The following is a 26,252-nucleotide window of genomic DNA, read 5'->3' on the forward strand; positions in this document are numbered from 1 at the left end:
CGGACGTGTCGGTTCGCAGCACTACTGTTATCTGCGATGACGGGTGTTTTTTCGCGTCTGGTTGGCCAGGACGCCGTGGAAGCGGAGCTGGTAGCTGCGGCGCAGGCGGCACGCGGTGATTCGCCTCACAGCGACGGTTCGGGGGTGTCCACGCCACACACGATGACGCACGCCTGGCTGATCACCGGGCCGCCGGGGTCGGGCCGCTCGGTGGCGGCGTTGTGCTTCGCGGCGGCGCTGCAGTGCACCTCCGACGGTGTGCCCGGGTGCGGGGAATGCCGGGCCTGCGCGACGACGATGGCCGGCACCCATGCTGACGTGCGCCGGATCATCCCGGAGGGGCTGTCGATCGGCGTGGGTGACATGCGGGCGATCGTGCAGATCGCCTCGCGGCGGCCCGCGACCGGCCGCTGGCAGATCGTGTTGATCGAAGACGCCGACCGCCTTACCGAAGGTGCGGCGAACGCGCTGCTCAAGGTGGTGGAGGAGCCCCCGCCGTCGACGGTGTTCCTGCTGTGCGCGCCGTCGGTGGACCCCGAGGACATCGCGATCACGCTGCGCTCCCGGTGCAGGCACGTCGCGCTGGTCACGCCGCCCGTGGACGCCATCGCCAGGGTGCTGATCGAGACCGACGGGTTGGCTGACGACGAGGCCCGGTGGGCGGCGTCGGTCAGCGGCGGTCACGTCGGCCGGGCGCGACGGCTGGCCACCGACGACGACGCCCGCCAGCGCAGGCAGCGGGCGCTGGGGTTGGCCCGCGACGCCGCGACGCCGACGCGGGCCTATGCGGCCGCCGAGGAATTGGTGGCCGCCGCGGAGGCCGAGGCCCTGGCGTTGACGGTGGACCGCAACGAGTCCGAGACCGAGGAGTTGCGCACGGCGCTGGGCGCCGGCGGGTCGGGGAAGGGTACCGCGGGGGCATTGCGCGGCACCGCGGGCGCGATCAAAGACCTTGAGAAGCGCCAGAAGTCACGACAAACTCGGGCTTCGCGCGACGCGCTGGATCGCGCGCTGATCGACCTGGCCACCTACTTTCGCGATGCGCTGCTGGTGGCCACGGAGGCCGGCGATGTTCAGGCCAACCATCCCGACATGGCCGAGCGGGTCGGCGCGATGGCCGCGCACGCGTCACCGGAGAGGCTGCTGCGCTGCATCGAGGCGGTGCTGGAGTGCCGCGAGGCGTTGGCCGTCAACGTCAAGCCGAAGTTCGCCGTCGACGCCATGGTGGCCACCGTCGGTCAGGCGCTGCGCGACTGAGTTGGGTCCGCGCCGGGGCCTGCCGTAGACTCGTGCCGCCGCAGTGCGGTCTGCTCTTCGCGCAGGCGCTCATCGCGGGCACGCCACCTTAGCTCAGTCGGCAGAGCGGCTCACTCGTAATGAGCAGGTCAGGAGTTCGATTCTCCTAGGTGGCTCCATCACCTCCGTGCAGTACCTCCTGGGCGACCCGCATCGCCGAGTTGGCCGCCGGGAATCCGGCGTAGCCGGCAGCTACCTCGGTGCCACGAAACCGACCGGCCCCGAGGCGACGCATACCGACAACGCGGCCGTGTTCGCGCGCACGTCGATTGCCTCGCCCGCGCCGGGCAGCCGGACGTAAACCCTGTTCAAACCCGGTCGCACCGGCACCTTGACCTCCTGGCCCTCCGACAGCGACATCGTCATCGACCCGTCGCTGTTGGCCAGGTAGTTGATCTCGGCCGTCCAGTCCGCCGGCAGTAGCGGACCGTCCAGCGCCATCCGCACCGGCGCATCGGGCTGCACCAGATATCCGCAACCCGGCGCCGGACCCTCGGTGATGGTGCGCACCCAGGTGACCTTCGCGTCCACCAGCCGACCAGAGCTGTCGAGCATGCGCAGATCCGTTGTCGCCGCGGCGAACTCGGGTCGATCCCGTACCAACGCGAACATTCGGCTGGCGCGGTTCTCCGGCCCGACGACGCGCTGCAGCACCATCGGGTCGACCTCCTGGTCCAGTATCGGCGCGCTGGACCGCCGCGCGGCCTCGCCCAACCCCGCCACTGCGTTCTGCAGATACGGCTTCGCCGGGTTGTCGCGCCAACTCGTCAGGAACGTCGCGGTCGAATACATGCTGCTGGCCACGAACGCCGCGGCCAGCACGCACACCACCACCGTGCGACGCCGCGACGCGTCCAGCCAGCCCGTGCCCGGCCGGTTCGGCGCGCATAGGCCGACGGCGGCCAGCAACGTCAACACCACCACCAGGTCCGGCAAATACCGCAGCGTCTGCGCCAACTCCAACGCCGTGAAGCGCGACGACCGCATCAGATAGATCGGGATCTGACACGCGGCCGCGTAGCCGAGCGCGGCCAGCCACACCGGAGCGATGCGCTGCTTGCGGATAAAGCCGACCGCCACCAGCGCGGCCAGCGCCACCCAGCCCAACACCATCACCGTCACCGGCGGCGTCCCCCACGGCGACGCCGGCGCCCAGCGCTGCCACTCCCACGGCCCACCGACCAGGCCCGGGATGATGCCGTGCGTCACCGAGCGGTGCAGCAGTTCCCACGTCATCGCCACATCGCCGCTCCAGCGCTTCTGATCCACCACGATGACGTACACGACGATCCACGCCGCCGTCACCGCCAGACACGGCATCCACAGCCGACTCCCGCGGCGCCACACCGCCGCGACCGACCCGGAGGCGGTGACGTGCGCCAGCAGCGCGGCGATCGTGAACGCGACTAACGGGATGACGGCCGCCTTCTCGAAGAACAACAGGCCACCGAAGTAGACCAGCGTGCCCGTCACCGCGTAACGCCGATTGCCGGTGCGTACCAACAGGACCGCGTCCCCACACACCCAAGTCAGCGCCGCCAGCATCGGCAGCGAGTTCAGCGCCGCCGCCCACCACGCGAACCCCGGCACCGCCAGCGGAGTGAACAACGCGAACGTCAACGGCAACAACAGGACCGGACGCCAGCCGAGGATGACATGCAAGGTACGCAGCAACGCCAGCGAAGCCAGCAGCTGCAGCACCACCAAGCTGATCGCCGGTCCGAACCAATTCAACGGGGCCAACCTGGTGATGCCGCCGGCCAGCAGGAACGCCGCCGGCATGACGTGGCCGTCGTGGTCGTCGAACAAGTACTGCGGCGACAGCAGGTTGTGCGTGCCCGCCCGGCCGATCAGGATCAGATCGTCCCAGTAGAAGTAACCGCCGAACGCCAGCGTCGCCCGGACGGCCAGCTGCACCAGGATCAGTACCACCGCAGCGCAGGCCACCCGGTTGCGAAGTAGGGCCCTAGCCGGGATAGGCCTCTCCTGCCTGCTGACGGGCGACCCACGCCGAGCGCACCATCTCCTGCAACGAATGGCGCATCTGCCAGTCGAGATCGCGGGCGGCCAGGTCTTGCGACGCGACGATGCGGGCGGGGTCACCGGGTCGGCGCGGCCCGACGGCCGGTTCGAAGTCGACGCCGGTGACCTCGCGGATGGCGGTCATGATCTCGCGCACCGACGTGCCGCTGCCGCTGCCCAGGTTGTACACCACCTCGACCGGCGCGCCCGCCTCCAACCGCCTGGCCGCGGCGACGTGCGCGGCCGCCAGGTCCGACACGTGCACGTAGTCACGTACGCAGGTGCCGTCCGGGGTGGGGTAGTCGTCGCCGTTGATCCGCGGTGTCTCGCCGCGGTAGAGCATGTCGAAGACGACGGGAAAAAGGTTGTGCGGGCTGACGTCGAACAACTCCGGTGAACCCGACCCCACCACGTTGAAGTAGCGCAGGCTGGTGTGTCGTAACCCGGTGGCGCGTGCGACGTCGCGCATGATCCATTCGCCCACCAATTTGCTTACCCCGTACGGTGATTCGGGTGTGGTTGGGGTCTGTTCGGTGACGGTGTCGACGTCCGGGGTGCCGTAGGTGGCGGCGCTGGAGGAGAACACCAGCTTGTCGGTCCCGACGGTCGTCATCGCCTTGAGCAGGTTGACCATCGCGGCGACGTTCTGCTCGTAGGTGTGTAGCGGTTCACGCACCGAAACACCGGCGTACTTGAACCCCGCGATGTGGATGACGCCGGAGACCCGATGGTCGCGCAGGGTCTGCGCGACGAGGTCGGTGTCGAGCAGGGTGCCGCGCACCAACGGCACGCCGGGCGGGACGAACGCCTCCAGACCGGTCGACAGGTCATCGATCACCACCACCGGCAGGTCGGCGTCGCGCAGCGCACGCACCACGTGCGAGCCGATGTAGCCGGCCCCGCCGGTCACCAGCCAGGTCATCTGCTCTCCGTTGCCGTTTGGTGAGCGAATGTGAGTTCTGCTCATCGTTAGGCTGCCTCGCCTTGCGGTGAGGCGGTCCCCGTCTGATCCACCGGTTGGTGGTGCGGGGTTGACGCTTCATCGCCTGCTGCTTCGCCCGCTGGCGCGGGTTCGGTCTCACGCGTGGCTCCACGTCCTGCCACCGGGCCACTCCCGGCGGGACTCTGATCACCCGTCTGTGTGGGTACGCCGAGTCGGGCGAGGTTGATCGCAGCACCCAGATCGCGGTCGATCTGCACGCCGCAGCCGTCGCAGGCGAAGACTCGATCGGCGAGGGTGAGGTTTGGCTTTCGCCTCCCACACGCCGTGCACGTCTTCGACGACGGAAAATATCGGTCAGCCTGCACCAAATGGCTGCCGTACCAACGAGACTTGTAGCTCAGCATGCGCCGGACCTCGGCCAGCGCCGCATCAGCGAGCGCACGGTTGAGCCCCCGTTTGTGGGCCCCACCCTTGGCGCGCATACCGGCGGCGTTCAAGGTTTCGACCACCACCACGTCGTGCTGCTGGGCCAACGCGGTCGTGGCCTTGTGCAGCACATCACGGCGCACCGCCGCAGCATGGGCGTGCCTGCGGCCGATCCGCGCCTGAGTGGCCCGCCACCGCTTCGACGGCTGCCGGCGGGTCCTGGTCTGCGCGTCATACGGGCCGTGCTGGCGGGCGGCGCGGCGCTGCAGGACCCGCAACCGCGATTGCGCGCCGGTCAACGACTTCGGCGCCGCGATGCGGTCGACCTCGATCCCGTCGGGGGTCGCGATGACCAGCAGACTGTCGGCCTTGACCCCGACGTCGACTCCGACCACCGGATGCGCCGACCTGCGCACGTGGACGGGCCGCGCCTTGGCCGCGACGAGCGTCTGCAGTGCGCAGTGCCAGCGCCCGGCACTGTCCTGACGCACGGTGGCCGACAGGATCCGCGCCGTCGAAGCCTCGATGCGGCGAGCCAACTTGCGGGTCGACTCATGGGTACGCAGCGCCCCCGTCCGAGGCAGGGTGACGTGGCGGCGGTCGGCCTCGACCCTGATGGCGCCGGTGGTGAATCGCACCGAGCGCGGCGCGCGGGCGGACTTAAATCGAGGGAAACCGACGGCGCGCCCGGCGCGCTGTTCGCGCCGCGAGGCCGACCAGGCGTGCAGGGCGCGGGCCAGACCGTCCAGGCCGGTGTTGTAGGCCTCCTTGGAGTTCCGCGCCCACCACGGCGCGCAGTCGACCTTGCGCTGATTCCAGGTCTTGCGCAGCGCCGGCAACGACCACCCCACCACCGGGGTCAGCTGATCATCGGGGATGTCGTAGCTGCGTTCGGCGCACCGCTGATCCATCACGGCCTTCACCAACGCGAGCATGTGGTTGTGCGCGAACCGCGCCGCACCAGCGTGAGACGCCAACGCCCGCAACTGTGCCGGTGTGGGATCCAGTGCGAAGCGGTAGGCCTGTACCACCCATCCCTCGGGCACCTCGAACCTAGCCATCATCGCCACCTGCGTGAGCCTGCTTGGCCGCGCTCACCGCGCGCATCGCCCGGTTGCGGGCCCCTCGGCGGCCATACAGTCGCGCGCACATCGAGCTCAGCACCTCGATCATGTCACCCACCAGATCATCGGTGCTCTCACCCTGATCGGCGACGATGATCTTCCGGCCTTGCGCGGACAACGCCGCTTCGGAGTGTTCGACTCCCAAGGACGCCAACGATCACGGTGCTCCACAACCACCACCGAAGCACACGGGTCCGACAGAACCCTGCGCAACTTCGGCCGTTTCCCGCTCAATCCCGAGCCGACCTCGCTCACCACCTCGCCGACCAGATGGCCGTTGGCGGCGGCCCACAGGGTCAAACGTGCCACCTGGCGATCCAGATCAGCCCACTGATCATGCGACGACACCCGCGCGTAGACGACAGTGCGACCAGTCTCCCCGCTGGCCGCAGCGTCGACCCAGATCGTTCTCGACTTCAACCGGCGTACAGGCACCGGCATCCGATCCTCACGGAACCACCGATACGCGGTCTGCGGGTGAACACCGCTCGCGCGCGCCCACTCAGCCAACTTCACACCACTCACAAAACCTACATTCGATCACGAACGATCACATTCACCGAGCAGTTGAAAACCCTCGCGATCGATGGAATTCGCACCTCGGCAGCATAGGTGCGGTTCGTCACCGGGTGCTCTTGGCCAGCGCGCCCAGGTGCATGGCGATGCCCAGCAGCGGGCCGCACAGCAGCGCGATCACCGTGCGGGTCTCCAGGTCCAGCGGAAGCAGCAGCAGAAGCGTCGAGGCGACCGTGGCCGACATCCAGCCCACCGAGTACGCCCGGTGCAGGGCCGCCGCGACGGCCGCCGCGCCGGTCAGCGTCAGCAGCGCGATGGCCACCGCCGCGGCGGTCAGCCAGGCCAGCAGCGCACCGTCGGCCAGGTACTCGGGCCCGAACCCGACGCGCAGCAGCGACGGCCCGAACACCCCGGCCGCCAGCACCCCGACCAGCCCCACCCCGGTCACCACGGCCGCCGGCGCCACCAGCGCCCGCAGCCGTTCGGTGCGCTGGTCGACGAAGTGGGCGATCAGGTTGCCCTGCATCGCGGTCAACGGAACCAGAAGCGGGGCGCGGGTCAGCGTGACCGCCAGGATCACCACCCCGCCGGCCGCGCCCAGCTCACCCGTCGTCGCCTTGAGCAGCACCGGAAAACCCATCACCAGGACCGCGCTGGCCCCTGCTGCGGCGATGGAATGGGCGGCGCCGCGCAGAAACGTCGCCGTGCCGCCCGGGGTGCGCAGCCCGGCGGCCGCCCGGGTGGTCGGCGACACGACCAGCATGATCAGCCATGCGACCGCACCGGCCACGGTCGCCCACAGGTAGCCGACCAGCCCCCAGCCGACCACGAACGTCACCGCGGCCACAACCACCCGAAGCCCCGCATCGGTGACCATCAGCGACCCGTAGGGGGTCCACCGGTTCAATCCCGCCAACATGCCCAACAGCGCGGCGTGCAGGCAGAAACCGGCCAGGCCGACGGCCAACAACACCACGCTCAGCCAACGGGCCTCGACGAACACCTGCGCCGCCCACAGCGGCGAGCTGACGACGATAAGCGCGGCCGCGGCCACCCCCACCATGGCCGCCACCCTGACCGGATGGGTGCGCGGGCCCTCGACGACCGCCACGTAGCCGGCCGAGCGCACCTCCCTGGTGGCCTCCTGCAGCAGGCCGAACGCCGCCCCGGTGACCAGACCGAACGCGCCCCAGAACACACCGAACACCGCGAACCCCGACGGCTCCAGATCGCGCGCGGCCAGATACAGCACCGCGTAGCCACACAGCGCCGACACCGCGGTCGCCGCACCCACCCGCGCCACGCTGCCTTTGGTGACCGGGCCGGTGGGGGTGGCGGCGTCGGTCATGGCGGCGCATCCAGCGCAGGCAACGCGGCGGAGTACAACCACACCTCGAACAGGGAGCCCAGCGACTCGTCCGCGTACTGCGTTGCCAGCGCAGTGAAGTCGTCGGTGACCACCGTGCTGTGCCGGTAGCGTCGGGTCCAGTCCCGAAGCAGCGCAAAGAAACGCTCGTCACCAAGGCGCCCGCGTAGCGCGTGCAGGGTGAGCGCGCCGCGCTTGTACACGCGGTCGTCGAACAGACCCCGGACCCCCGGGTCGGCCAACACCAGGTCCTGCGGCGCATCGGCCAGCCGCTGGTGGTAGTGCCGCGCCCACGCGTCGGCGCTGCGGTCTCCGGAATGTTCGGACCACAACCACTCGGCGTAGCAGGCGAAGCCCTCGTGCAGCCAGATGTGTTGCCATTGTTTGGCGGTGACCGAGTTGCCGAACCACTGATGGGCCAGTTCGTGTGCGATCAGCCGTTCGGCGCGCCGACCCCGGCCCGCGCAATGGTTGGCCCCGAAAATTGAAACACCTTGTGCCTCAAGGGGTATTTCGAGGTCATCGTCGGTGACCACCACCGTGTACCCGGCGGCGAGCGGATAAGGTCCGAACAACTCGACGAACAGCTGCATCATCTGCTGCTGGCGGGCGAAGTCGGAGGCGAAGTTCTTGCGCAGCCGGTCGGGCAGCACTGCGGCGATCGGCACGCCGTCGTCGGACACCGGATGCCGCTGGTACCTGCCGATCTGCAGCGTCACCAGATACGTCGACGTCGGCTCCGGCTGTTCGTAGGTCCACGTGGTCATCCCGGCGTGTGCCCGCCGGGAGACCAGTTCGCCGTTGGCGACCGCGTAGTAGGGGCTTTCAGTGCGGATCCGGACGCCGACGCTGGCTTTGGCGCCGGGCTGGTCGTCGCACGGAAACCACGAGGGGGCGCCGTTGGGCTGGCCCGCCACCAGCGCGCCGTCGGTGAGTTCCTCGAATCCCACGTCACCCCAATAGGATCGGACCGGCCGAGGGTTGCCGTTGTAGCGCACGACGATCGTCATCGTGGTGTCGGCGGGCAGGGCGTCCGCCAAGGTGATGTGCAGCTTGCCCGCGGAGGTCCGGAACCTGGTCGGGCGCGCACCGTTGACGGCCACCTTGGTCACCGACAACGCATCGGAGAGATCGAGCGTCGCCGTGCGCAACTGCGCCGTCGTCTCCGCGGTGATGGTGGCGGTACCCGACAACCGGTTTGTCGCCACCTTGTACTCCAGGTCGAGTTCGTAGCGCGCGACCCGGTAGCCGGAATTGCCATTGTCGGGCAGGTACGGATCGACGACGCGGTCGGTGCTCTCGGCGTCGGTCACGCTGCGGTGTCTTCTGGCTTCTTGGACTTGCCCGCCGATTCGCCTTCCCGCTTCTTGCCCGGGGATTTCCACGGCGCGATCGGGTTGCCCAGCCAGCGGGTCGAGGCGGGCACCTCGTCGCCGCGCATGACGAGCGAGGCCGGTCCGACGGTGGTGTTTCGGCCGATGCGCGACGCGGGCAGCGCCACGCAGTGCGGTCCCAGCGTCGAACCTTCCTCGAGGGCAACGGTGTCCATCGCCATGATCCGGTCGTGGAACAGATGGGTCTGGACCACGCATCCGCGGTTGACGGTCGCCCCGTCCTCGATCGTGACCAGGTCCGCCTCCGGCAGCCAGTACGTTTCGCACCACACCCCGCGCCCGATCGACGCGCCCAGCGCGCGCAGCCACCAGTTCATCACCGGTGTGCCGCTGGCCGCGCGGGCGAACCACGGTGCGGCGACCGTCTCCACAAAGGTGTCCGACACCTCGTTTCGCCACACGAACGACGACCACAGCGGGTGCTCACCCGGGCCGATCCGTCCGACCACAACCCATTTCGCGAGAATCGCGACGGCACCGGCCGCTGCACCCGCTGCCAGCAGCACCACGCCGCTACCCAACGCCGCCCACAGCCAACCGAATTCGACCGCCAGCCACTGCAGTCCGAACAGCACCGCGACACCGATCGCGAACGTCACCACTACCGGAACCACTCGGCAGGCTTCCACCAGCGCGCGTAGCGTCTTCAGCTGCAGCGGCGGGTCGAAGGTGCGCACCGTGTCGGTCGCGGCCGGCTTGCGGCGCAACCGAACCGGAGGGCTGCCCAGCCATGACGAGCCCGCCTTGGCCTTGTGCGGCGCAGCCGACAACACCGCGACCAGGCCGTCGTCGGGCACCCTGCGGCCCGGCTGGGTGATACCGGAGTTGCCGAGGAACGCGCGCTTGCCGATCGTCGCCTGCGCGACGTGCAGCCAGCCGCCCCCCAACTCGTAGGACGCCACCATCGTGTCGTCGGCCAAAAACGCGCCGTCTTCGACCACCGTGAACCTCGGCGTCAGCAGCACCGTCGAGATCTCCGTTCCGCGACCGACTTTCGCACCCAGGACCCGCAGCCACCACGGCGTCATCAGGCTTGCGTACATCGGGAACAAATAGGTACGCGCGGCGTCCATGAGCCGCTCGGTGGCCCAGATCTGCCAGCCGACGCGGCTGCGCACCGGGTGATAGCCGTCGCGCAATCCCAGCGACAACATCCGCACACCGATCACCGTCAGCAGCGCGTAGGTGAGGACCGCGGCCAGTGTGGCCACCGGCGCCCACAGCAGCGCCGGCCCGACTGCCGCGGTCACCGACGCGGTATCGCGCACGGCCCAACCGATCACCGCCAGGCCGACGCCCAGCGCCAGCAGCGGCAGACCGGCCAACAGAACCGACGTCACCCCGTAGACCGCGACCCACCCCGGTGCCCGCGGCGGCCGATGATCGGGCCACGGATGGCGGGCCTTGCCCGACTTGGCCGCCGGCGAGCCCTTCCAGTACTGGCCGTTCTTGACCTTGCCGACCACCCCGGAACCCGGTGCCACATCAGCGTTCTTGCCGACGACAGCCCCGGGCAGCAGCGTGGTGCGCGCCCCGATGCTGGCGTCGTTGCCGACCGTGATCGGGCCGACGTGGAAGTCGTCGCCGTCGATCCAGTACCCGCACAGATCCACCTCGGGTTCGACCGAGCTTCGGTGCCCGAGCTTGAGCATTCCGGTCACCGGCGGGGTGGAGTGCAGATCGACGCCCTTGCCCACCCTGTTACCCAGGGCGCGTGCGTAGTACACCAACCACGGTGCGCCCGCGAGGTTTTCGGCACCGCTGGCCTGCGCCAGCCGTTCGGCCAACCACACCCGCAGATGCACCGGGCCGCCGCGGCGGTAGGTGCCCGGCTGCAGCCCGCCGAGCAGCATCCGGGCGCACAGGGCCGCGATGCCCATCCGGCCCAGCGGGGTGACGAACAGCACGAAACCCGCTGCCACCCACCACCAGCTGAGCGGGCGGGCCCACGTCACCATGGTGGCCGCGATGTTGTTGGCGATGGCCAGCCACACCACCCACTGCAGCCCGGTCAGCGTCGCCAGCGGCAGCGAAAGCGCGATCTGGGCAGCCTGGGTCAGCCGCGACACGGGGTTGACCGTGCGCGGCGCGACCGGCGGCGGCGCCCCGAGCTCGTCGAGGAAACCCGCGAGCGACCCGAGCCGGGGATGGTCGTACAAATCGCCGACTGTGACCTGCGCATAGCGTTGGCGCAGCGCCGACACCAGCTGCGCCGCGGCCAACGAGCCGCCGCCGAGCGCGAAGAAGTCGGCTTCGGGGCCGGTGACCGGCGCCGCCAGCACCTCTTGCCACAGCCCGGCGACCCAGCCCGCTGTTCCGGACAGATCCGTCGCCTCCTCGCCGGTGTCGCCGGGCACGGGCCACGGCAGCGCGTCGCGGTCGACCTTGCCCGAGGTGCGGGTCGGCAGTTCGTCGACCTGCACCAGACGCGGCACCAGCGCGGCGGGCAGGCGCTGGGCCAGCGTGGCGCGGGCTTCGGCGAGGTCGAACGACGCGTCGGTGCTGACGACGTAGCCGACCAGAACCGGTGTGCCGTTCGTCGTTTGCCGTACCGCGGCCGCGCCGCCGCTGACCCCGGGCAGGTTGACCAACGCGGAGTCGACCTCCCCGAGCTCGATGCGGCGTCCGCCGAGCTTGACCTGGTCGTCGGCGCGTCCCACGAAGTACAGCCCGTCGGTTTCCAGCCGCACCAGGTCCCCGCTGCGGTAGGCGCGCTGCCACGCCAGCCTGGTGATGGGCGCGTATTTTTCGGCGTCCTTCTCCGCGTCCAGATAGCGCGCCAGGCCGACCCCGCCGATCACCAGCTCGCCCACCTCGCCGTAGGACACCTGCGCGCCGTCCCCGTCGACCACGGCCAGATCCCACCCGGCCAGCGGCAGCCCGATGCTCACCGGGCTGCGCCCGTCCAGTTTGGCCGCACACGCGACGACGGTGGCTTCGGTCGGACCGTAGGTGTTCCACACCTCGCGGCCGGCCGAGTCGGGACCCGCGGCGAGCCGCTCGGCCAGCTCCGGCGGGCAGGCCTCACCGCCGAAGATCAGCAGCCGCACGGATTCCAGCGCTTCGGCCGGCCACAGCGCCGCCAGCGTCGGCACCGTCGAGACCACGGTGATGTCGCGCGCCACCAGCCACGGCCCCAGGTCCATGCCGCTGCGCACCAGCGAGCGGGGCGCGGGGACCAGACAGGCGCCGTGCCGCCAGGCCAGCCACATCTCCTCGCAGGACGCGTCGAACGCCACCGAGAGCCCGGCCAGCACGCGGTCGCCCGGGCCGATCGGGTTGTCTTGTACGAACATTCGCGCTTCGGCGTCGACGAAGGCCGCCGCGCTGCGATGCGTCACCGCCACGCCTTTGGGGGTGCCGGTGGAACCCGAGGTGAAGATGATCCACGCGTCGTCCCGGGCCAGCGGACGCACGGCGCGCCAACCCCGTGACGAGCCGGGTCCGCGGATCAACCCCTGCTCGGTGATGACCGCCACCACCTGCGCCTCGGTGAACACCAACTCGGCGCGCTCGACGGGATCGTCGGCGTCGACCGGCACATAGGCGGCACCGGTCGCCAGCGTCGCCAGGATCGCGACGTACAGCGCGTAGCTGCCCGACGGCATCCGGATGCCGATGCGGTCACCCCGGCCGATCCCGCGCGCGGCCAGCCATTCGACGGTTTCCTCGATATCGCCGATCAACTCCGCATAGGTCAGCTGCACCGCGCCGTCGTCGAGCGCGGGCGCGTCCGGATAGCGCTGCGCGGTCTCGTAGAGGATGTCGATGAGCGTGCGCGGTTCGGGTGCGTACGACGACAACGCGTACTGAGGCGGCACCTCGGAAACAAAATCCCCAGTCACGCCTACAAAGTACTAAGCCGACCCGGCCGCGCCGCCGCGCCGCACACGACGGCTGATCACAATTGCGACAACGGCGGCGGTGCCGCATCGGGCTGCGGTGTAGCCGCTGGTTCTGGGGGTATCCCCCGGTCGGGATTACCCGTCGGGACGACCGACCTGGCAGACTCGCCGCTGGAGGGGAGTATTCCTTCGCCGCGGTATCGTCATCACGTTGGCCGTCATCGGACGACCGGTGCCGCGGGCTGACACGACGGTTTCGTGCGGTGGAAGAGACCTCCGGCGCTTTGACGACCGGAGGTTTTGGTGAACGTAAGCGGACTCGAGTGGGCGATCACGCTGAGCGTGACGATCGCGATCCTGCTCTTCGACGTGATCGTCATCGGCCGCCGCCCGCACGAACCGACCAAGCGCGAAACCGGAACGTACCTGTCGATCTACATCAGCCTCGCGATCGCGTTCGGGCTGTGGACCTGGTTCTTCCACGGCAGCCAGTACGGGTTGGAGTTCTTCGCCGGGTGGCTGACCGAATACAGCCTGTCGGTGGACAACCTGTTCATCTTCTTGATCATCATGGCCAGCTTCAAGGTGCCTCGGATCTACCAGCAGCAGGCCCTGCTCGTCGGCATCATCCTGGCGTTGATCTTCCGTGGCATCTTCATCGCGCTCGGTGCCGTCGCGATCAACCAGTTCTCTTGGATCTTCTACATTTTCGGTGCCTTCCTGCTCTACACCGCGGTGGGACTGGTGCGCGACACCGATCATGACGACGACGCCGAGAACCGGGTGGTGCGCTTCGCCCGCAAGCACATGAAGTTCACCGACACGTGGGATGGCCTGCGGTTGTGGGTGCGGGAGAACGGCAAGCGCGTGATGACGCCGATGTTCCTCGTCATCGTCGCGCTGGGCACCACCGACCTCATCTTCGCGCTGGACTCGATCCCGGCCATCTACGGTCTGACCCAGGAGCCCTACCTGGTGTTCACCGCGAATGTGTTCGCGCTGATGGGCTTGCGCCAGCTGTACTTCCTGCTCGGTGATCTGCTCAGACGGCTGGTCTACCTGTCGAAGGGGCTGGCGTTCATCCTCGCCTTCATCGGCGTGAAGCTGGTGCTGCACGCGCTGCACGAAAACGAGGTGCCGTTCATCAACGGCGGTGAGCATGTCCCGGTGCCCGAGATCCCAACCCTGGTCAGCCTGGGCGTGATCGTGGTGACGTTGGTCATCACCACGGTGGCCAGCCTGTACAAGACGCGGGTGCGCGACGTGAAGAAGAACGGCGCCGAGGTCCCGGAGAATTCTGAGGAATCGGAGCCGCACTCGCACAAGGGTTAGCTATATCTAGCTAGGGCAACTAAAAACCCTGTTCGTAGCTCTAATTAATGGGCTGGAGATATAACTGGGAATTTGCTCAGCAAATGGCACTTCCCTGGTGCTGCGGTGCGGATTCTTCGGCGGGGTTGATCGGCGAAATTCCGGCTCGCGAAATTTGCGGGGTTGGTCCTACGATGGCGACGGCTTAGCTGTCTCGGATCACCTTGAAGAAAGCGGGGACCCTTTCGTGTGTGACGCCACTTCTGGCACCGGCCGTCGACCGCGGTGACGGCCGAGACGACGAAAGGCGCCGCACAATCCGGGGTACCCGCACGCGCCGACGTCGGCCGAAACCACAAGCGGGCGCGGATAATCGGCCTAGACGGCATCCGTGGTCTACTGTGCCTGAGCATCGCCATCACCCATGTGACCGGCTACTACACGAAAAACACGGCCGACACGTGGAAAACCAACCTGTTCGGCTTCTCGTTGGTGTATTTCTTCGTGCTCAGCGGGTTTCTGCTGTTTTTGCCATATGTGCGAAACCTCGTTGCCCGGTCGGACATGCCGGATGTGCGTAATTACGCGATACACCGCCTGGCCCGAATTATGCCGGCATACCTCGTCATTTTCTTGATCGTCAATTTTGTGTTGCAGCTTTCCTACGTCGGCAATGCGGCGATGATGCCCGACGACGCCCGCACCGGAATCGGCATGATCACCGATCCGGCGGAGTTGCTGGCCAACCTGGCGTTGGTGCAGACCTACATCCCGGCCTTCATCCAGACCGGTATCGGCCCGTCGTGGTCGCTGACCCTGGAGTACGCGTTCTACCTCACGCTTCCGCTGCTGGGCTGGGTGATTTTTCGGACGGGCACCCGCAGCAGACGCAATCCGTTCCTGGTCGCGCTGCTCGCACCCGCCATCCTGCTGGGCATCGGGTTGCTGGGCCGTGCGCTGACCCCGTTGGTCAATCGGTACGCGGGCACCTCCGACTTCATCCTGCTCAACTGGGGCCCGAACATCGCCGCGGTGTTCACCAGGAGCATCCTGACCAACGCCGACAACTTCGCGATGGGCATGCTCGCCGCGGTCGTGTTCGTCGCGATCGAGCACGGCGTGCTGTCCGAGCGCGCGAGCCGACGCGTCCGGACGCTCAGCGCCGCGGCGATCTTGCCCGTGCTGGTGGTGGGCGCGGCGATGTTCGCCTTCGCGGTGTCGTTCGTCACCGCCGTGGTCGGCGTGGTCGCCGCGCTGATGATCCTGGTCGTCGTGGTTCCGCTGGCCCGGGGCGAGAAGTCCAAACTGGCGCGCACGCTCGATGTCCGGCCGATCCGCTATGTCGGCGAAATCTCGCTGTCGGCCTACCTGTGGCATTTCCCGCTGCTGCTGCTGCTCGGCCAACTCGGCTGGATGGCCGGCGACACGCTACCGGGAATGCTCTACAACATCGTGGTGCTGCTCGCCGTAACGGTTCTCGCCGCGACCGTGACCTACTACCTGGTCGAGAAGCCGGCGATGAACTACGCCAGAAGGCGCCGCACAAGCGTGCGCCGCCAGGCCGAGGCGGCGTAGCTCGGCCTCACACTGCTCACACTTCAATGGGTGGGTACAGCCGCTCGATTGTGTACTGCCGGTTGCGTCGCGCCGACCACGCGGTGGCGGCCAGCGACGCCGCGGTGATGGCGGCCAGCACCGCGATCGCCACCCACAGCCGCGAGTCGATACCACCCACAGTCAGCTGGCGTAACCCGTTGACGGCGTAGGTCATCGGGTCGACGTGGTGAATGATCTGGAACGGCTTCGGCGTGGTCTCCACCGGATAGATACCGCCGGCCGAGACCAGCTGGAACATCAGGAACGCCAGCGTGACCACCCGGCCGACCGCAACGCCGAACAGCGCGTTGAACGCCTGGATGAGCGCCAGGAACGCGCCCGCGACCAGGATCAGGAACGCGACGGTGGCCGCCGGGTAGACCGCCTTCAAGCCCACGCCGAAATGCACCACCGCGTACATCACCAACACCTGGCACACCACGATCAGCAAACCCGGCCAGTAGGACGCCAGCGCGACGCGCAGGGCGCCGAGGCCGTTGACGATCGGGCGAGGTTGCAAGGGCGTCAACAACATCCAGATGATCAGCGCCCCGATGAACAAAGCCAACGACAGGAAGAACGGCGCGAACCCGGTGCCGAACGTCGGCGCGGCGTTGTGGGTCACCTCATCGAGAGCCACCGGCTGGGACAGGGTTTCGGCGACCTGGTTGCGCTGCTGATCGGTCCAGTGCGGAACGCGTTCGGCCCCTTCGCGTAGGCCGTGCGCGAGTTCCACGCTGCCGCTTCGTAGTTGGCTGGTTCCGGCGGCCAGCTTCGCCGCGCCCGCCGACAGCCGCTCACCCCCGTCGGACAGCGCCACCAGCCCGGCGCGAAGTTGGTTCGCCCCGGTGCTCAACTGGTTTGCGCCGTCGCGCAGAGCCACCACGTCGTCGAGAAGACCGCCGTCGAGCGCCTTGGTCAAAAACGTCCGCAGCTCACTGCTCGGGTCGGCAAGCTCGGTTTCCAGTGCAGCGGCCTTGTCCCGCAACGCGATCAGACCTTCGTCGGTGGTCGGATCGATGTCGTTGGCGCGCAGTAGCCGCTGGGTGCCTGCCAACGTGTCACCCAACGCCCGCACCGCCGGGTCGGGATTCGCCCGCAGCGCGCCGACCACCGTGTCGACGACGGCCGCGGCCTGCGCCTGATCGACGTTGAGCGCGGCCACCCGGTCACTGGTCGACTTCACCAGCCGGGACAGCCCGACCGCCAGGTCGCCGACCTCCGCCGGGTCCAGACCAAGCCCGCTCACCCGGTCCAGTACAGACAGCAGCGGATCCGTTGCGGTGCCGATGCCTTCGGACAACTGCGCGGCACCGGCGGCCAGCGCGGCCGAGCCGTCGCGTGCGGTCACCAACCCGTCCGACAGCGCACGCGACCCGCTCGCCAGCTCGTGTGCACCGTCGTCGGCCTGCGCCAGGCCCGCCGACAACCGGTCGGCGCCGTCGGCGGCCGTCACCAGCCCGGCGCCCGCCTCGGTCACACCGGTGAGCACCTGACCGACCGTCTGCTGCCCGACGCGCGCGTTGACCTCGTTGAGCACCTCACGCGCGGCGTTCTGCCCGATGATCGACGCCAGATAGTTGTTGGAGTTGTCGAAGGTGAACCGGATCTTGGCCGGGTGCGGATCAGAACCCGCCGGCGATGCCACCGCGGCGCTGAAGTCCTCCGGGATCGTGATCGCGAAGTAGTAGTGCCCGTGGCGCACCCCGTCGGCCGCCTCTGCGGCCGACATCTCGTGCAGGTCGAGCTGCCCGGAGTCCAGCAGCGAACGGGCCACCTGGTTCCCGGCGTTGACCTGCTGGCCCTGGCTCTGCGCCCCGCGGTCCTCGTTGACCAAGGCCACCGGCAGCTTGTTGACCTCACCGAACGGATTCCAGAACGCCCACAGGTACATCGCGCCGTACAGCAGCGGCATCAGGATGATCGTGGTCAGCGCCAGTCGGGGCAGCACACCGCGGGAATAGCGTTTGAGGTCGGTACCCAGAGACATCCCCGCAAGCATCGTCATCGACCTTTCTGCCGGGCCTTCTGGTCGGCTACCAGCTCTTCGCGCGAGGTGTTGGCCACCTCGATCTGCGCATGAACACCGTCGTGGCTGATTCCATTGACGGTCGTCGTCACGACCGTCTGCGTCTCACCCAACGAGATCAGCCGGTTCAGCACGGTCTCGCGGTGACGATCGCTGGTGACGTGGTCGAGGTCGCCCACCACCAGCAGCGGCGGCCGTCTGGTGTTGGCCAGCGCGATCCGCAACAACAACCGGTCGCCCTCGCCCAGCTCCTCGACGAACTCGTCCAGCGGCGGTAACGGCAGCTCCCCGAACACCGGGCCGCAAACCGCGTCGACGTCGGCCTGGCCGGCGCGGCGCACCAGGCGGTACCACGCGGCGTCCCAGCGCAGCTGTTCGGTGATCAGGTCGGCCACGGTGACCGATTCGGCGACAGCGTCGAGCTCATCGAACCCGGCCAGCGCCGCGCACCGGAAGATGTCGTCGACGGCGGTGCGGCCGAACACCGAAAGCGAGCCGCTCTGCGGTTTCATCCGGCCGGCCAACGTCATCAGCAGCGCGGTGCGCCCCGAACCGCTCGGGCACACCACGACGGTCACCCCGCCTGCTTCGATCTCCAGATCGACGGGGCCGTACACCGGCCCCCACGGCCCCGACACGGTGATGCCGCGAGCAATTACCTTGTCCGACACCGCGACCTCCCGCGCCCTGGGCGCGCTTTAGTGACCCTGCGTTTTGAACCGGTCGATCGACGCCTTGACCTCGGCCTCGGCCTTGTCGCGGCCCACCCAGTCGGCGGCCTTGACGTACTTGTTCGGCTCGAGGTCCTTGTAGTGCACGAAAAAGTGCTTGATCTCCTCGAGCACCTGCCCGGGCACGTCGGCCAGATCCTGGATGTGATCCCAGCGCTTGTCGCCCGCGGGCACACACAGCACCTTGTCGTCGCCGCCGGCCTCGTCGGTCATCTGGAACATGGCCACCGGGCGGACGTCGACGAGGCAGCCGGGGAACAGCGGTTCGGGCAGCAGCACCAGAGCGTCGAGCGGGTCACCGTCCTCGCCGAGCGTGTCTTCGATGAATCCGTAATCAGTCGGATAGCCCATCGAGGTGTAGAGGTAGCGGTCCAACTTCACCCGCCCGCTCTCGTGGTCCACCTCGTACTTGTTGCGCGAACCCTTCGGGATCTCGATGACTACCTCGAACTCCACCGGCGGCTCCTTGCCCTGTGCAAACGGTCTTGGGGACGGGCATCACCCTAATAGAGCGATACGCTGCACTACGGGGCGGTCGACAGATCAGGAGAGTTATGCGGCCCACGAAGTGGGGGCCATCCACACATGTGCTGGTCGGGGTGGCAGTACTGGTGCTGGTCGCCGTAGTGGTGGCGACGGCGGCCGTGCTGACGACGGGACACACCGACGCCGCGGCGGTCAAGCCGACGCCGCCGGCCGTCACCGCCGACCCGGCCGTCGTGCCGGTGTCGGACTCCGCGCCCAAGCCCACACCTGAGCTGCTGGCGGCGCGGCTGGCCCCGGCGCTGGCCGACCCCAACCTCGGGCACTTCACCGGGCGCATCGCCGACGCGATCACCGGCACCCAGCTGTGGGAGCAGGGCGCCGACGTGCCGATGCAGCCCGCATCGACCAACAAGACGTTGACGACGGCCGCCGCGCTACTGGCCCTCGACCGCGACGCGCGGTTGACTACCCGGGTGCTCACCGGCGACCAACCCGGCGTGGTGGTACTCCAGGGCGGCGGCGACCCGACACTGTCGGCGGCGCCGGAAGGCAAGGACACCTGGTACCGCGACGCCGCGCGCATCAGCGACCTGGCCGAGCAGGTCCGTCGCAGCGGCATCGACGCCACCGCCGTGCAGGTCGACGTCAGCACGTACAGCGGCCCGACCATGGCGCACGGCTGGGACCCCGCCGACATCGACGGCGGCGACATCGCGCCGATGCAGCCGGTGATGCTCGACGCCGGGCGCACCCAACCCGTCAGCGTCGACTCGGCCCGGTCGCACACGCCCGCACTGGACGCCGGGCGCGCGCTGGCGGTGGCGCTGGAGGTCGACCCGGCCAAGGTCACCGTGTTACCCGGCCCCGCACGCGGCGGTAAGGAGATCGCGGCGGTGCAGTCGCCGCCGCTGATCAACCGGCTGCGCGAGATGATGAACGCCTCCGACAACGTGATGGCCGAGGCGATCGGGCGTGAGGTCGCCGCCGCGGTCGGCAAACCGCAGAGCTTCGACGGCGCCGCCAGCGCGGTGCTGGGCGAGCTGAAGGCCGCCGGCGTCGACACCACCGGGGCCAGGCTGTTCGACTCCAGCGGGTTGTCGGTCGACGACCGGCTCACCGCGAAGACGCTCGACGAGGTGGTCAGCGTCGCGGTTGGCGACGAGCACCCCCGGCTGCGGCCGCTGGTGGACCTGATGCCGATCGCGGGCGGCAGCGGCACGCTGTCCAACCGCTTCCTCGGCACCGAACCGGGCCGGGAAGCCGCCGGATTCCTGCGGGCCAAGACCGGATCGCTGACCGGAACCAACACGCTGGCCGGCTTTCTCACCGACGCCAGCGGACGGGTGTTGACGTTCGCGTTCATCTCCAACGACGCGGGGCCCATGGGCCTCGTCGCGTTGGACACCCTGGCCGCCACCCTGCGCTCGTGCGGATGCAGCCCATGAGCCCGGCCACCACCAACGAGGTGACGGTCGGACGCGCTGTCGACTGGGAGTTCGCCGCGACCGTCGGCGCCAAACTGGCCAGGCCCGGCCCAGCCACCACCGACTACACCCGCCGCCAGGTCATCGACCAACTCAGCGAAGCGTCGCGGTCGGCCGAACTGCCGGTGCGTGAGGTCACCGGGCTCACCGAGGGCGGCGAGGTTCCCGACGCGCGCATCGTCGACCGCGCCCAGTGGGTGCGCGCGGCCACCCACTCGATGCGCGTGATGACCGGCGGGCAGGACAGCGACGGACAGCGGCCGAACATCCTCACCGGCCGGATCACCGGCGCGCAGACCGGTGCCGTGCTGGCGTTCGTGTCCTCGGGCATCCTCGGCCAGTACGACCCGTTTGGCCGCGACGGCGGTGAGCTGCTGCTGGTGTACCCCAACGTCATTGCGGTGGAACGCCAATTGCAGGTGCAGCCTTTTGATTTCCGGCTCTGGGTATGTCTGCACGAGGTCACCCACCGGGTGCAGTTCCGGGCCAACCCGTGGTTGGCCGATCACATGTCGCGCGCTCTTGGGGTGCTCACCGACGAGACCGAGAACGACGTCACCGAGGTGGTCGGCAGGCTCGCCGAGTTCGTCCGCGGCCGTCGCGGTGACACCGGAAATGGTGCGGTCGAACCGAATTCGGAGGGTGTGCTCGGGCTGCTGCGTGCCGTGCAGTCTGAGCCGCAGCGCAAGGCGCTGGACCAGCTGCTGGTGTTGGGCACGCTGCTGGAGGGCCACGCCGACCATGTGATGGACGCGGTCGGTCCGACGGTGGTGCCGTCGGTGGCCACCATCCGACGCCGGTTCGACGAGCGGCGCCAGCGCAAACAACCGCCGCTACAGCGGCTGCTGCGGGCGCTGCTCGGGTTCGACGCGAAGCTCAGCCAGTACACCCGCGGTAAGGCGTTCGTCGACCACGTCGTATCCAAGGTGGGCATGGAGCGGTTCAACGCGGTGTGGTCCGGACCCGAAACCCTGCCGCTGCCAAGCGAAATCGATGAGCCACAGCGATGGATCGACCGGGTGCTCTAGCCGCGCTGCACGAAGCGGTCAGCGGTTTTGCCCGCGACTTCTGCGCAGCCGACGAGCGTTGGTGTGTGGCACTCTCCGGCGGCGCCGACTCGCTGGCGCTGACGGCAGCGGCGGCGAAGGTCAAGCCGACCACCGCGCTCGTCGTCGATCACCAACTGCAGCCGGGCTCCGCGGCGGTCGCCGCCACCGCCCGCGACCAGGCGATGACGTTGGGATGCGTTGACGCCCAGGTGCTGCGCGTCGACGTCGGCGCTCGGGGCGGGCCGGAAGGCGCGGCCCGCACGGCGCGCTACCGGGCCTTGGACGGGGCCCGCGGCAACGCGCTGGTGCTGCTGGGTCACACCCTCGACGATCAGGCCGAGACCGTGCTGCTGGGGCTCGGCCGCGGCTCGGGGCCGCGGTCTATCGCCGGGATGCGATCCAGCGACCCGCCGTGGGGTCGTCCGCTGCTGGGCGTGCGGCGCAGCGTGACGCAGGCGGCGTGCACCGAACTGGGCGTGACACCGTGGCACGACCCACACAACAGCGACCGGCGTTTCACCCGGGTGCGGTTGCGCGCGGAGGTGCTGCCGCTGCTCGAGGAGGTCCTCGGCGGCGGGGTGGCCGAGGCGTTGGCGCGCACCGCGGGTGCGCTGCGCGCTGACACCGACGCGCTCGACGCGTTGGCACGGCAGGCGTTGACGGACGCTCGCGATGGGGTAGGGCTGGACACGTCGCGGCTGGCGGTGCTGCCGGAGGCGATCCGGCGGCGGGTCATCCGCGGCTGGCTGCTGGCGGGCGGGGCGAGCGGGCTGACCGACAAGCACATTCGGGGGGTCGACACCCTGGTGGTGGCATGGCGGGGCCAAGGCGGGGTGGCCGTGGGATCGCCGCTGCGCAATCAGCGGCTGATCGCGTCGCGGCGTGACGGCGTGCTGGGACTGCACACCGAACCGGTCTAGACACCGCGCCTTGGTCGGCGGATCGGCCGCATGGCACGCTGTGGGCGTGGCTGAGCGATCCACCGAGCTGTACAACGGCGACATCAAATCGGTTCTTCTTCCGTCCGACGAGATCCAGGCGAAGGTCGCCGAGCTCGGCTCCCGCATCGCTGACGACTACTGCGAAACCATCGGTCCCGGCGGGCAGGATCTGCTGCTGGTCACCGTGCTCAAGGGCGCGGTGTTCTTCGTGACCGATCTGGCGCGCGCGATCCCGCTGCCCACGCAGCTGGAGTTCATGGCGGTCAGCTCCTACGGCTCGTCGACGTCGTCGTCGGGGGTGGTGCGCATCCTCAAGGACCTCGACCGCGACATCCACGACCGCGACGTGCTGATCGTCGAGGACGTCGTCGACTCCGGGCTGACCCTGTCCTGGCTGCTGCGCAACCTGGCGTCGCGGCGGCCGCGCTCCCTGCGGGTGTGCGCGCTGCTGCGCAAACCCGATGCGGTGCGCGCCGACGTGGAGATCGCCTACGTCGGCTTCGACATTCCCAAGGAGTTCGTCGTCGGTTACGGGCTGGACTATGCCGAGCGCTACCGCGACCTCAACTACATCGGCACGCTCGACCCCAAAATCTACGAACAAGGCTGACCCGCTTTGGTGCCCAACCGGCGCCCGGGGAGCCAACGGGACAAACGGGCGGGAAAGTGCGAGAAGAATCGTGCAAAACGTCGATTTCGGCGGAGGATGGGGTGATGACCCAGACAGCTCTGCGGATCTGCCCGCTGTGTGAGGCCACCTGCGGCCTGACGCTGACGATCGCCGATGGCCGGGTCACCGGCGCCCGCGGTGACCGCGACGACGTGTTCAGCCACGGGTTCATCTGCCCGAAGGGTGCCAGCTTCGCCGAACTCGACAACGACCCCGACCGGCTCGCCCGCCCGCTGGTTCGGCGCGACGGGAAGCTGACCGAAACCAGCTGGCAAGAGGCGTTCGAGGCGGTCGCCGAGCGCCTCGGTGCCGTCGTCGCCGAGCACGGCGGCCCGTCGGTCGGCGTGTACCTGGGTAACCCGAACGCCCACACCGTCGCCGGCGCACTGTACCCGCCGGTGCTCGTACGGGCGCTGGGCACCCGCCAGGTCTACTCCGCCAGCACCCTGGACCAGATGCCCAAACACGTCGCGTTGGGCCACATGTTCGGCAGCCCGGTCGCGTTCACCGTCCCCGACCTCGACCGCACCGACTACCTGGTCGTCATCGGTGCGAATCCCCTTGTCTCCAACGGTAGTCTGGCCACCGCCGCCGACTTCCCCGGCAAGCTGCGCGCGCTGCGCAGGCGCGGCGGCCGGCTCGTCGTCATCGACCCGGCCCGCACGCGCACCGCAGAGCTCGCCGACCGCCACCTGGACCCGCGGCCGGGCACCGACGCCGCGCTGCTGTTCGCCGTCGTGCACACCCTGTTCGACGAGGATCTCGTCGCCCTCGGCGCGTTGGGCTCCGTCAACGGCGTCGACGACGTGCGTGCGCTGGCGGCCGACTTCGCCCCGGACGCCGTCGCCGCGTACTGCGGGGTGGCCGCCGACGACATCCGCGTGCTGGCCCGCGAGATCGCGGCGGCGCCGTCGGCGGCGGTCTACGGCCGAATCGGTACGTCCACAGTGGAATTCGGCACGATCGGCAGCTGGCTCGTCGACGTCGTCAACGTGCTGACCGGCAATCTCGACCGGCCCGGCGGCGCGATGTTCCCGCTGTCGGCGGCCGCGCCAGCGCCCCGACCGCCGAAGGCAGGCCGCGGATTTCGCACCGGACGCTGGCACAGCCGCGTCTCCGGACACCCCGAGGTGCTCGCCGAGATCCCGGCCGCGGCCCTCGCCGAGGAGATCGACACCCCCGGCCACGGGCAGATCAAGGCGCTGATCACCATCGCAGGCAACCCGGTGCTGTCCGCCCCCGACGGCGACCGCCTCGACCATGCGCTCGCCGGGCTCGACTTCATGCTTTCGGTCGACCCGTACCTCAACGAGACCACCCGCCACGCCGACGTCATCCTGCCGCCACCGCCGCCGTCGCAAAGCGCGCACTTCGACGTCGCGCTCAACAACCTCGCCGTACGCAACAACGTCCGGTACTCGCCGCCGGCACTGCCGCTGGCCGAGCGCCCCGACGAACCCGAGATCCTGTCCCGCATCGCGCTGATCCTGTACGGTGTTGGGCCAGAAGGTGATCCGGCGCTCGTAGACCAGCAGGTGATCGCGACGACGCTGGCCAAGGAGGCCGCCGATCCGCACTCGCCCGTCGCCGGGCGCCCCGTCGAGGAACTCACCGCGATGCTCGACGAGGCCCCGGGTTACGAGCGGCGCCTCGACATGATGCTGCGACTCGGACCGTACGGCGACGCGTTCGGCGCCAACCCCGACGGCCTTACGCTGGCCCGGGTCAAGGCCGCCCCGCACGGCATCGACCTCGGCCCGCTGCAACCGCGACTGCCCCAGGTATTGCGAACCCCAACGGGCCGAATCGAACTCGCCCCCGAGCCGTTGGTCGCCGACGTGCCCCGGCTGCGCGAGGCCCTCGGCGTCCGCCCCGACGGGTTCATGCTCATCGGCCGCCGACATCTGCGCTCGAACAACAGCTGGATGCACAACCTGCCCGCGCTGGCCGGAGGGACGAACCGGTGCACGCTGCGGATCCACCCAGCCGACGCCGCCGAGTTGGGCCTCACCGACACCGGCACCGCGGTCGTCAAGGGACCCGGCGGTGAGCTACTGGCGCCCATCGAGTTGGCGCCCGGCATGCGCCGCGGCGTGGTGTCGCTGCCGCACGGGTGGGGCCATGACCGCGACGGCACCGGGCAGACGGTCGCCTCGAACCGCCCGGGCGTCAACGTCAACCAGATCAACGACGGCAACCGGCTCGATCCGTTGTCGGGTACCGCTGTGCTCAACGGCATTCCGGTGGACATCGCCCCTGCGGGCTAGGTGAGCTCCCACACCACCGTCACCGTAAAGCCGACCGTCTCCTCGCCGGGTTCCAGTGGGACGGTGGCCATTTCCGCGCCGCGCGGAGCTTGCAGCGGCGTCGGTGGCGGCGGCTGCTGACCGGTCGCCTCCGAGATCGATATGACCTGGCCCAGCGCCGAACCCGACAACTCGGCGTACTGTTCGGCGCGGTCTCTGGCGTCGTCGAATGCCCGGCTCCGGGCATCGCGGACCAACTGTGAATCGTCCTCGAGCGAATAGTTCACCGAGTTGATCCGGGTCGCGTCGCCGCCGCTGCTGACGATCAACGCCAACGCCTGCGACGCGGCGTCGAGTTGGCGGATCTTGATGTCGATCGAATTGGTCGCACGGTAGCCGACGATGGCCTGCGGATCGTCGCCGCCGCCGGCGAACTGCGGCTGCAGGCTGACCTCCGCGGTGCTGATGTCCCTGTGCTCCACACCGGCGTCCACCAGCGCGTCGATCACCGCCTGCTGACGTTCGCTGGTCTGGTTCATCGCACCGGTCACATCGGGAGCGACGGATGCGATGGACGCGTTGATGTTGAGGGTGTCCGGCTCGCCCTGCACCTCACCGGAACCCTGCACGGTCACGTGTCGCGCATCGCCTTGCGCGCTGGTCGTCGGCCCCGATGTCGCGTCGCAGCCCGCTACGACGAGGATGAGCCCCGCGGCGAGGGCGAGCAGTCTGGTCGGCGTCTTCGCCCGTACAGCGGTCGGCATGCCTGGCACGATA

Annotated in this window: 17 protein-coding genes, 1 tRNA gene and 2 pseudogenes; 9 read left to right on the forward strand and 11 right to left on the reverse strand. The window is 69.0% G+C overall.

Annotated elements, in window-relative coordinates; genetic code table 11:
- Positions 1-36 precede the first annotated feature (36 nt).
- Positions 37-1,257 (forward strand): DNA polymerase III subunit delta', encoded by a 1,221-nt coding sequence (locus ABQE44_RS15500; protein WP_448391922.1) that lies wholly within the window; start codon positions 37-39, stop codon positions 1,255-1,257.
- An 82-nt stretch (positions 1,258-1,339) separates the two neighbouring features.
- A tRNA-Thr gene (locus tag ABQE44_RS15505) sits at positions 1,340-1,415 on the forward strand.
- A 73-nt stretch (positions 1,416-1,488) separates the two neighbouring features.
- On the opposite strand, the gene ABQE44_RS15510 is transcribed toward ABQE44_RS15505, so the two are convergent.
- The 7 genes and pseudogenes from ABQE44_RS15510 to ABQE44_RS15540 all read right to left on the reverse strand — a co-directional run bounded on the left by ABQE44_RS15510 (position 1,489) and on the right by ABQE44_RS15540 (position 12,932).
- On the reverse strand, positions 1,489-3,273 hold the full coding sequence (locus tag ABQE44_RS15510; RefSeq protein ID WP_448392047.1) for a hypothetical protein: 1,785 nt from the start codon (positions 3,271-3,273) through the stop codon (positions 1,489-1,491).
- A complete protein-coding gene (gene galE / locus ABQE44_RS15515; RefSeq protein WP_448391923.1) occupies positions 3,263-4,240 on the reverse strand; it encodes a UDP-glucose 4-epimerase GalE in 978 nt (325 codons plus the stop codon). The genes ABQE44_RS15510 and galE overlap by 11 nt, the downstream gene beginning before the upstream one ends.
- A 47-nt stretch (positions 4,241-4,287) precedes the next feature.
- On the reverse strand, positions 4,288-5,748 hold the full coding sequence (gene tnpB, locus ABQE44_RS15520; protein WP_448430703.1) for an IS607 family element RNA-guided endonuclease TnpB: 1,461 nt from the start codon (positions 5,746-5,748) through the stop codon (positions 4,288-4,290).
- Positions 5,741-6,327 (reverse strand): annotated as a pseudogene (locus ABQE44_RS15525) (IS607 family transposase). Before ABQE44_RS15525 ends, tnpB begins: the two are co-directional and overlap by 8 nt.
- A 106-nt stretch (positions 6,328-6,433) precedes the next feature.
- Complete coding sequence (locus ABQE44_RS15530; protein ID WP_448430705.1) at positions 6,434-7,675, reverse strand: hypothetical protein; 1,242 nt, start codon at positions 7,673-7,675, stop codon at positions 6,434-6,436.
- The gene (locus ABQE44_RS15535; protein WP_448430707.1) at positions 7,672-9,006 is read right to left on the reverse strand and encodes a M1 family metallopeptidase; all 1,335 of its coding nucleotides are present in this window, start codon (positions 9,004-9,006) and stop codon (positions 7,672-7,674) included. The genes ABQE44_RS15530 and ABQE44_RS15535 overlap by 4 nt, the downstream gene beginning before the upstream one ends.
- Positions 9,003-12,932: a Pls/PosA family non-ribosomal peptide synthetase gene (locus ABQE44_RS15540; RefSeq protein ID WP_448430709.1), complete on the reverse strand. Its 3,930-nt coding sequence runs from the start codon at positions 12,930-12,932 to the stop codon at positions 9,003-9,005. The genes ABQE44_RS15535 and ABQE44_RS15540 overlap by 4 nt, the downstream gene beginning before the upstream one ends.
- A 303-nt stretch (positions 12,933-13,235) precedes the next feature.
- Here ABQE44_RS15540 and ABQE44_RS15545 point away from each other — a divergent pair, with 303 nt between their 5' ends.
- Together ABQE44_RS15545 and ABQE44_RS15550 are read left to right on the forward strand one after the other, a co-directional pair.
- Positions 13,236-14,264 (forward strand): TerC family protein, encoded by a 1,029-nt coding sequence (locus ABQE44_RS15545; protein WP_448430711.1) that lies wholly within the window; start codon positions 13,236-13,238, stop codon positions 14,262-14,264.
- Positions 14,265-14,528: 264 nt separating this feature from the next.
- Entirely contained in the window at positions 14,529-15,818 is a 1,290-nt protein-coding gene (locus tag ABQE44_RS15550) for an acyltransferase family protein (protein WP_448391928.1), read from the forward strand.
- 16 nt (positions 15,819-15,834) lie between these two features.
- Here the strand turns inward: ABQE44_RS15550 and ABQE44_RS15555 are convergent, their stop codons facing one another.
- The 3 genes and pseudogenes from ABQE44_RS15555 to ABQE44_RS15565 all read right to left on the reverse strand — a co-directional run.
- Complete coding sequence (locus ABQE44_RS15555; RefSeq protein ID WP_448391929.1) at positions 15,835-17,829, reverse strand: YhgE/Pip family protein; 1,995 nt, start codon at positions 17,827-17,829, stop codon at positions 15,835-15,837.
- A 14-nt stretch (positions 17,830-17,843) separates the two neighbouring features.
- Complete coding sequence (locus ABQE44_RS15560; RefSeq protein WP_448430713.1) at positions 17,844-18,539, reverse strand: ATP-binding cassette domain-containing protein; 696 nt, start codon at positions 18,537-18,539, stop codon at positions 17,844-17,846.
- Positions 18,540-18,566: 27 nt separating this feature from the next.
- Positions 18,567-19,064: pseudogene (locus ABQE44_RS15565) on the reverse strand (inorganic diphosphatase); the annotation flags it as partial.
- Between the two features lie 89 nt (positions 19,065-19,153).
- Here ABQE44_RS15565 and dacB point away from each other — a divergent pair.
- The 5 genes from dacB to ABQE44_RS15590 all read left to right on the forward strand — a co-directional run bounded on the left by dacB (position 19,154) and on the right by ABQE44_RS15590 (position 25,496).
- A complete protein-coding gene (dacB, locus tag ABQE44_RS15570) occupies positions 19,154-20,530 on the forward strand; it encodes a D-alanyl-D-alanine carboxypeptidase/D-alanyl-D-alanine endopeptidase (RefSeq protein ID WP_448430715.1) in 1,377 nt (458 codons plus the stop codon).
- Positions 20,518-21,597 (forward strand): Rv3626c family coenzyme F420 biosynthesis-associated protein, encoded by a 1,080-nt coding sequence (locus ABQE44_RS15575; RefSeq protein ID WP_448430780.1) that lies wholly within the window; start codon positions 20,518-20,520, stop codon positions 21,595-21,597. The genes dacB and ABQE44_RS15575 overlap by 13 nt, the downstream gene beginning before the upstream one ends.
- Positions 21,576-22,538 (forward strand): tRNA lysidine(34) synthetase TilS, encoded by a 963-nt coding sequence (tilS, locus tag ABQE44_RS15580; protein WP_448430717.1) that lies wholly within the window; start codon positions 21,576-21,578, stop codon positions 22,536-22,538. Before ABQE44_RS15575 ends, tilS begins: the two co-directional genes overlap by 22 nt.
- Positions 22,501-23,169 (forward strand): hypoxanthine phosphoribosyltransferase, encoded by a 669-nt coding sequence (gene hpt / locus ABQE44_RS15585; protein ID WP_448430719.1) that lies wholly within the window; start codon positions 22,501-22,503, stop codon positions 23,167-23,169. Before tilS ends, hpt begins: the two co-directional genes overlap by 38 nt.
- A 104-nt stretch (positions 23,170-23,273) precedes the next feature.
- A complete protein-coding gene (locus ABQE44_RS15590; protein ID WP_448430721.1) occupies positions 23,274-25,496 on the forward strand; it encodes a molybdopterin-dependent oxidoreductase in 2,223 nt (740 codons plus the stop codon).
- Here the strand turns inward: ABQE44_RS15590 and ABQE44_RS15595 are convergent.
- The gene (locus ABQE44_RS15595) at positions 25,493-26,239 is read right to left on the reverse strand and encodes an SIMPL domain-containing protein (protein ID WP_448391934.1); all 747 of its coding nucleotides are present in this window, start codon (positions 26,237-26,239) and stop codon (positions 25,493-25,495) included. The two genes, ABQE44_RS15590 and ABQE44_RS15595, sit on opposite strands and share 4 nt — an antisense overlap.
- Positions 26,240-26,252 lie beyond the last annotated feature (13 nt).

This window comes from Mycolicibacterium sp. XJ2546 (assembly GCF_053483195.1).

What these genes read in the sequence shown, in the direction of transcription:
- ABQE44_RS15500 (WP_448391922.1), top strand. Translation starts at nt 37, where the DNA reads ATGACGGGTGTTTTTTCGCGTCTGGTTGGCCAGGACGCCGTGGAAGCG.
- galE (WP_448391923.1), bottom strand. Translation starts at nt 4,240, where the DNA reads ATGACCTGGCTGGTGACCGGCGGGGCCGGCTACATCGGCTCGCACGTG.
- tnpB (WP_448430703.1), bottom strand. Translation starts at nt 5,748, where the DNA reads ATGGCTAGGTTCGAGGTGCCCGAGGGATGGGTGGTACAGGCCTACCGC.
- ABQE44_RS15530 (WP_448430705.1), bottom strand. Translation starts at nt 7,675, where the DNA reads ATGACCGACGCCGCCACCCCCACCGGCCCGGTCACCAAAGGCAGCGTG.
- ABQE44_RS15555 (WP_448391929.1), bottom strand. Translation starts at nt 17,829, where the DNA reads ATGTCTCTGGGTACCGACCTCAAACGCTATTCCCGCGGTGTGCTGCCC.
- dacB (WP_448430715.1), top strand. Translation starts at nt 19,154, where the DNA reads ATGCGGCCCACGAAGTGGGGGCCATCCACACATGTGCTGGTCGGGGTG.
- ABQE44_RS15575 (WP_448430780.1), top strand. Translation starts at nt 20,518, where the DNA reads ATGCAGCCCATGAGCCCGGCCACCACCAACGAGGTGACGGTCGGACGC.
- tilS (WP_448430717.1), top strand. Translation starts at nt 21,576, where the DNA reads ATGGATCGACCGGGTGCTCTAGCCGCGCTGCACGAAGCGGTCAGCGGT.
- ABQE44_RS15590 (WP_448430721.1), top strand. Translation starts at nt 23,274, where the DNA reads ATGACCCAGACAGCTCTGCGGATCTGCCCGCTGTGTGAGGCCACCTGC.
- ABQE44_RS15595 (WP_448391934.1), bottom strand. Translation starts at nt 26,239, where the DNA reads ATGCCGACCGCTGTACGGGCGAAGACGCCGACCAGACTGCTCGCCCTC.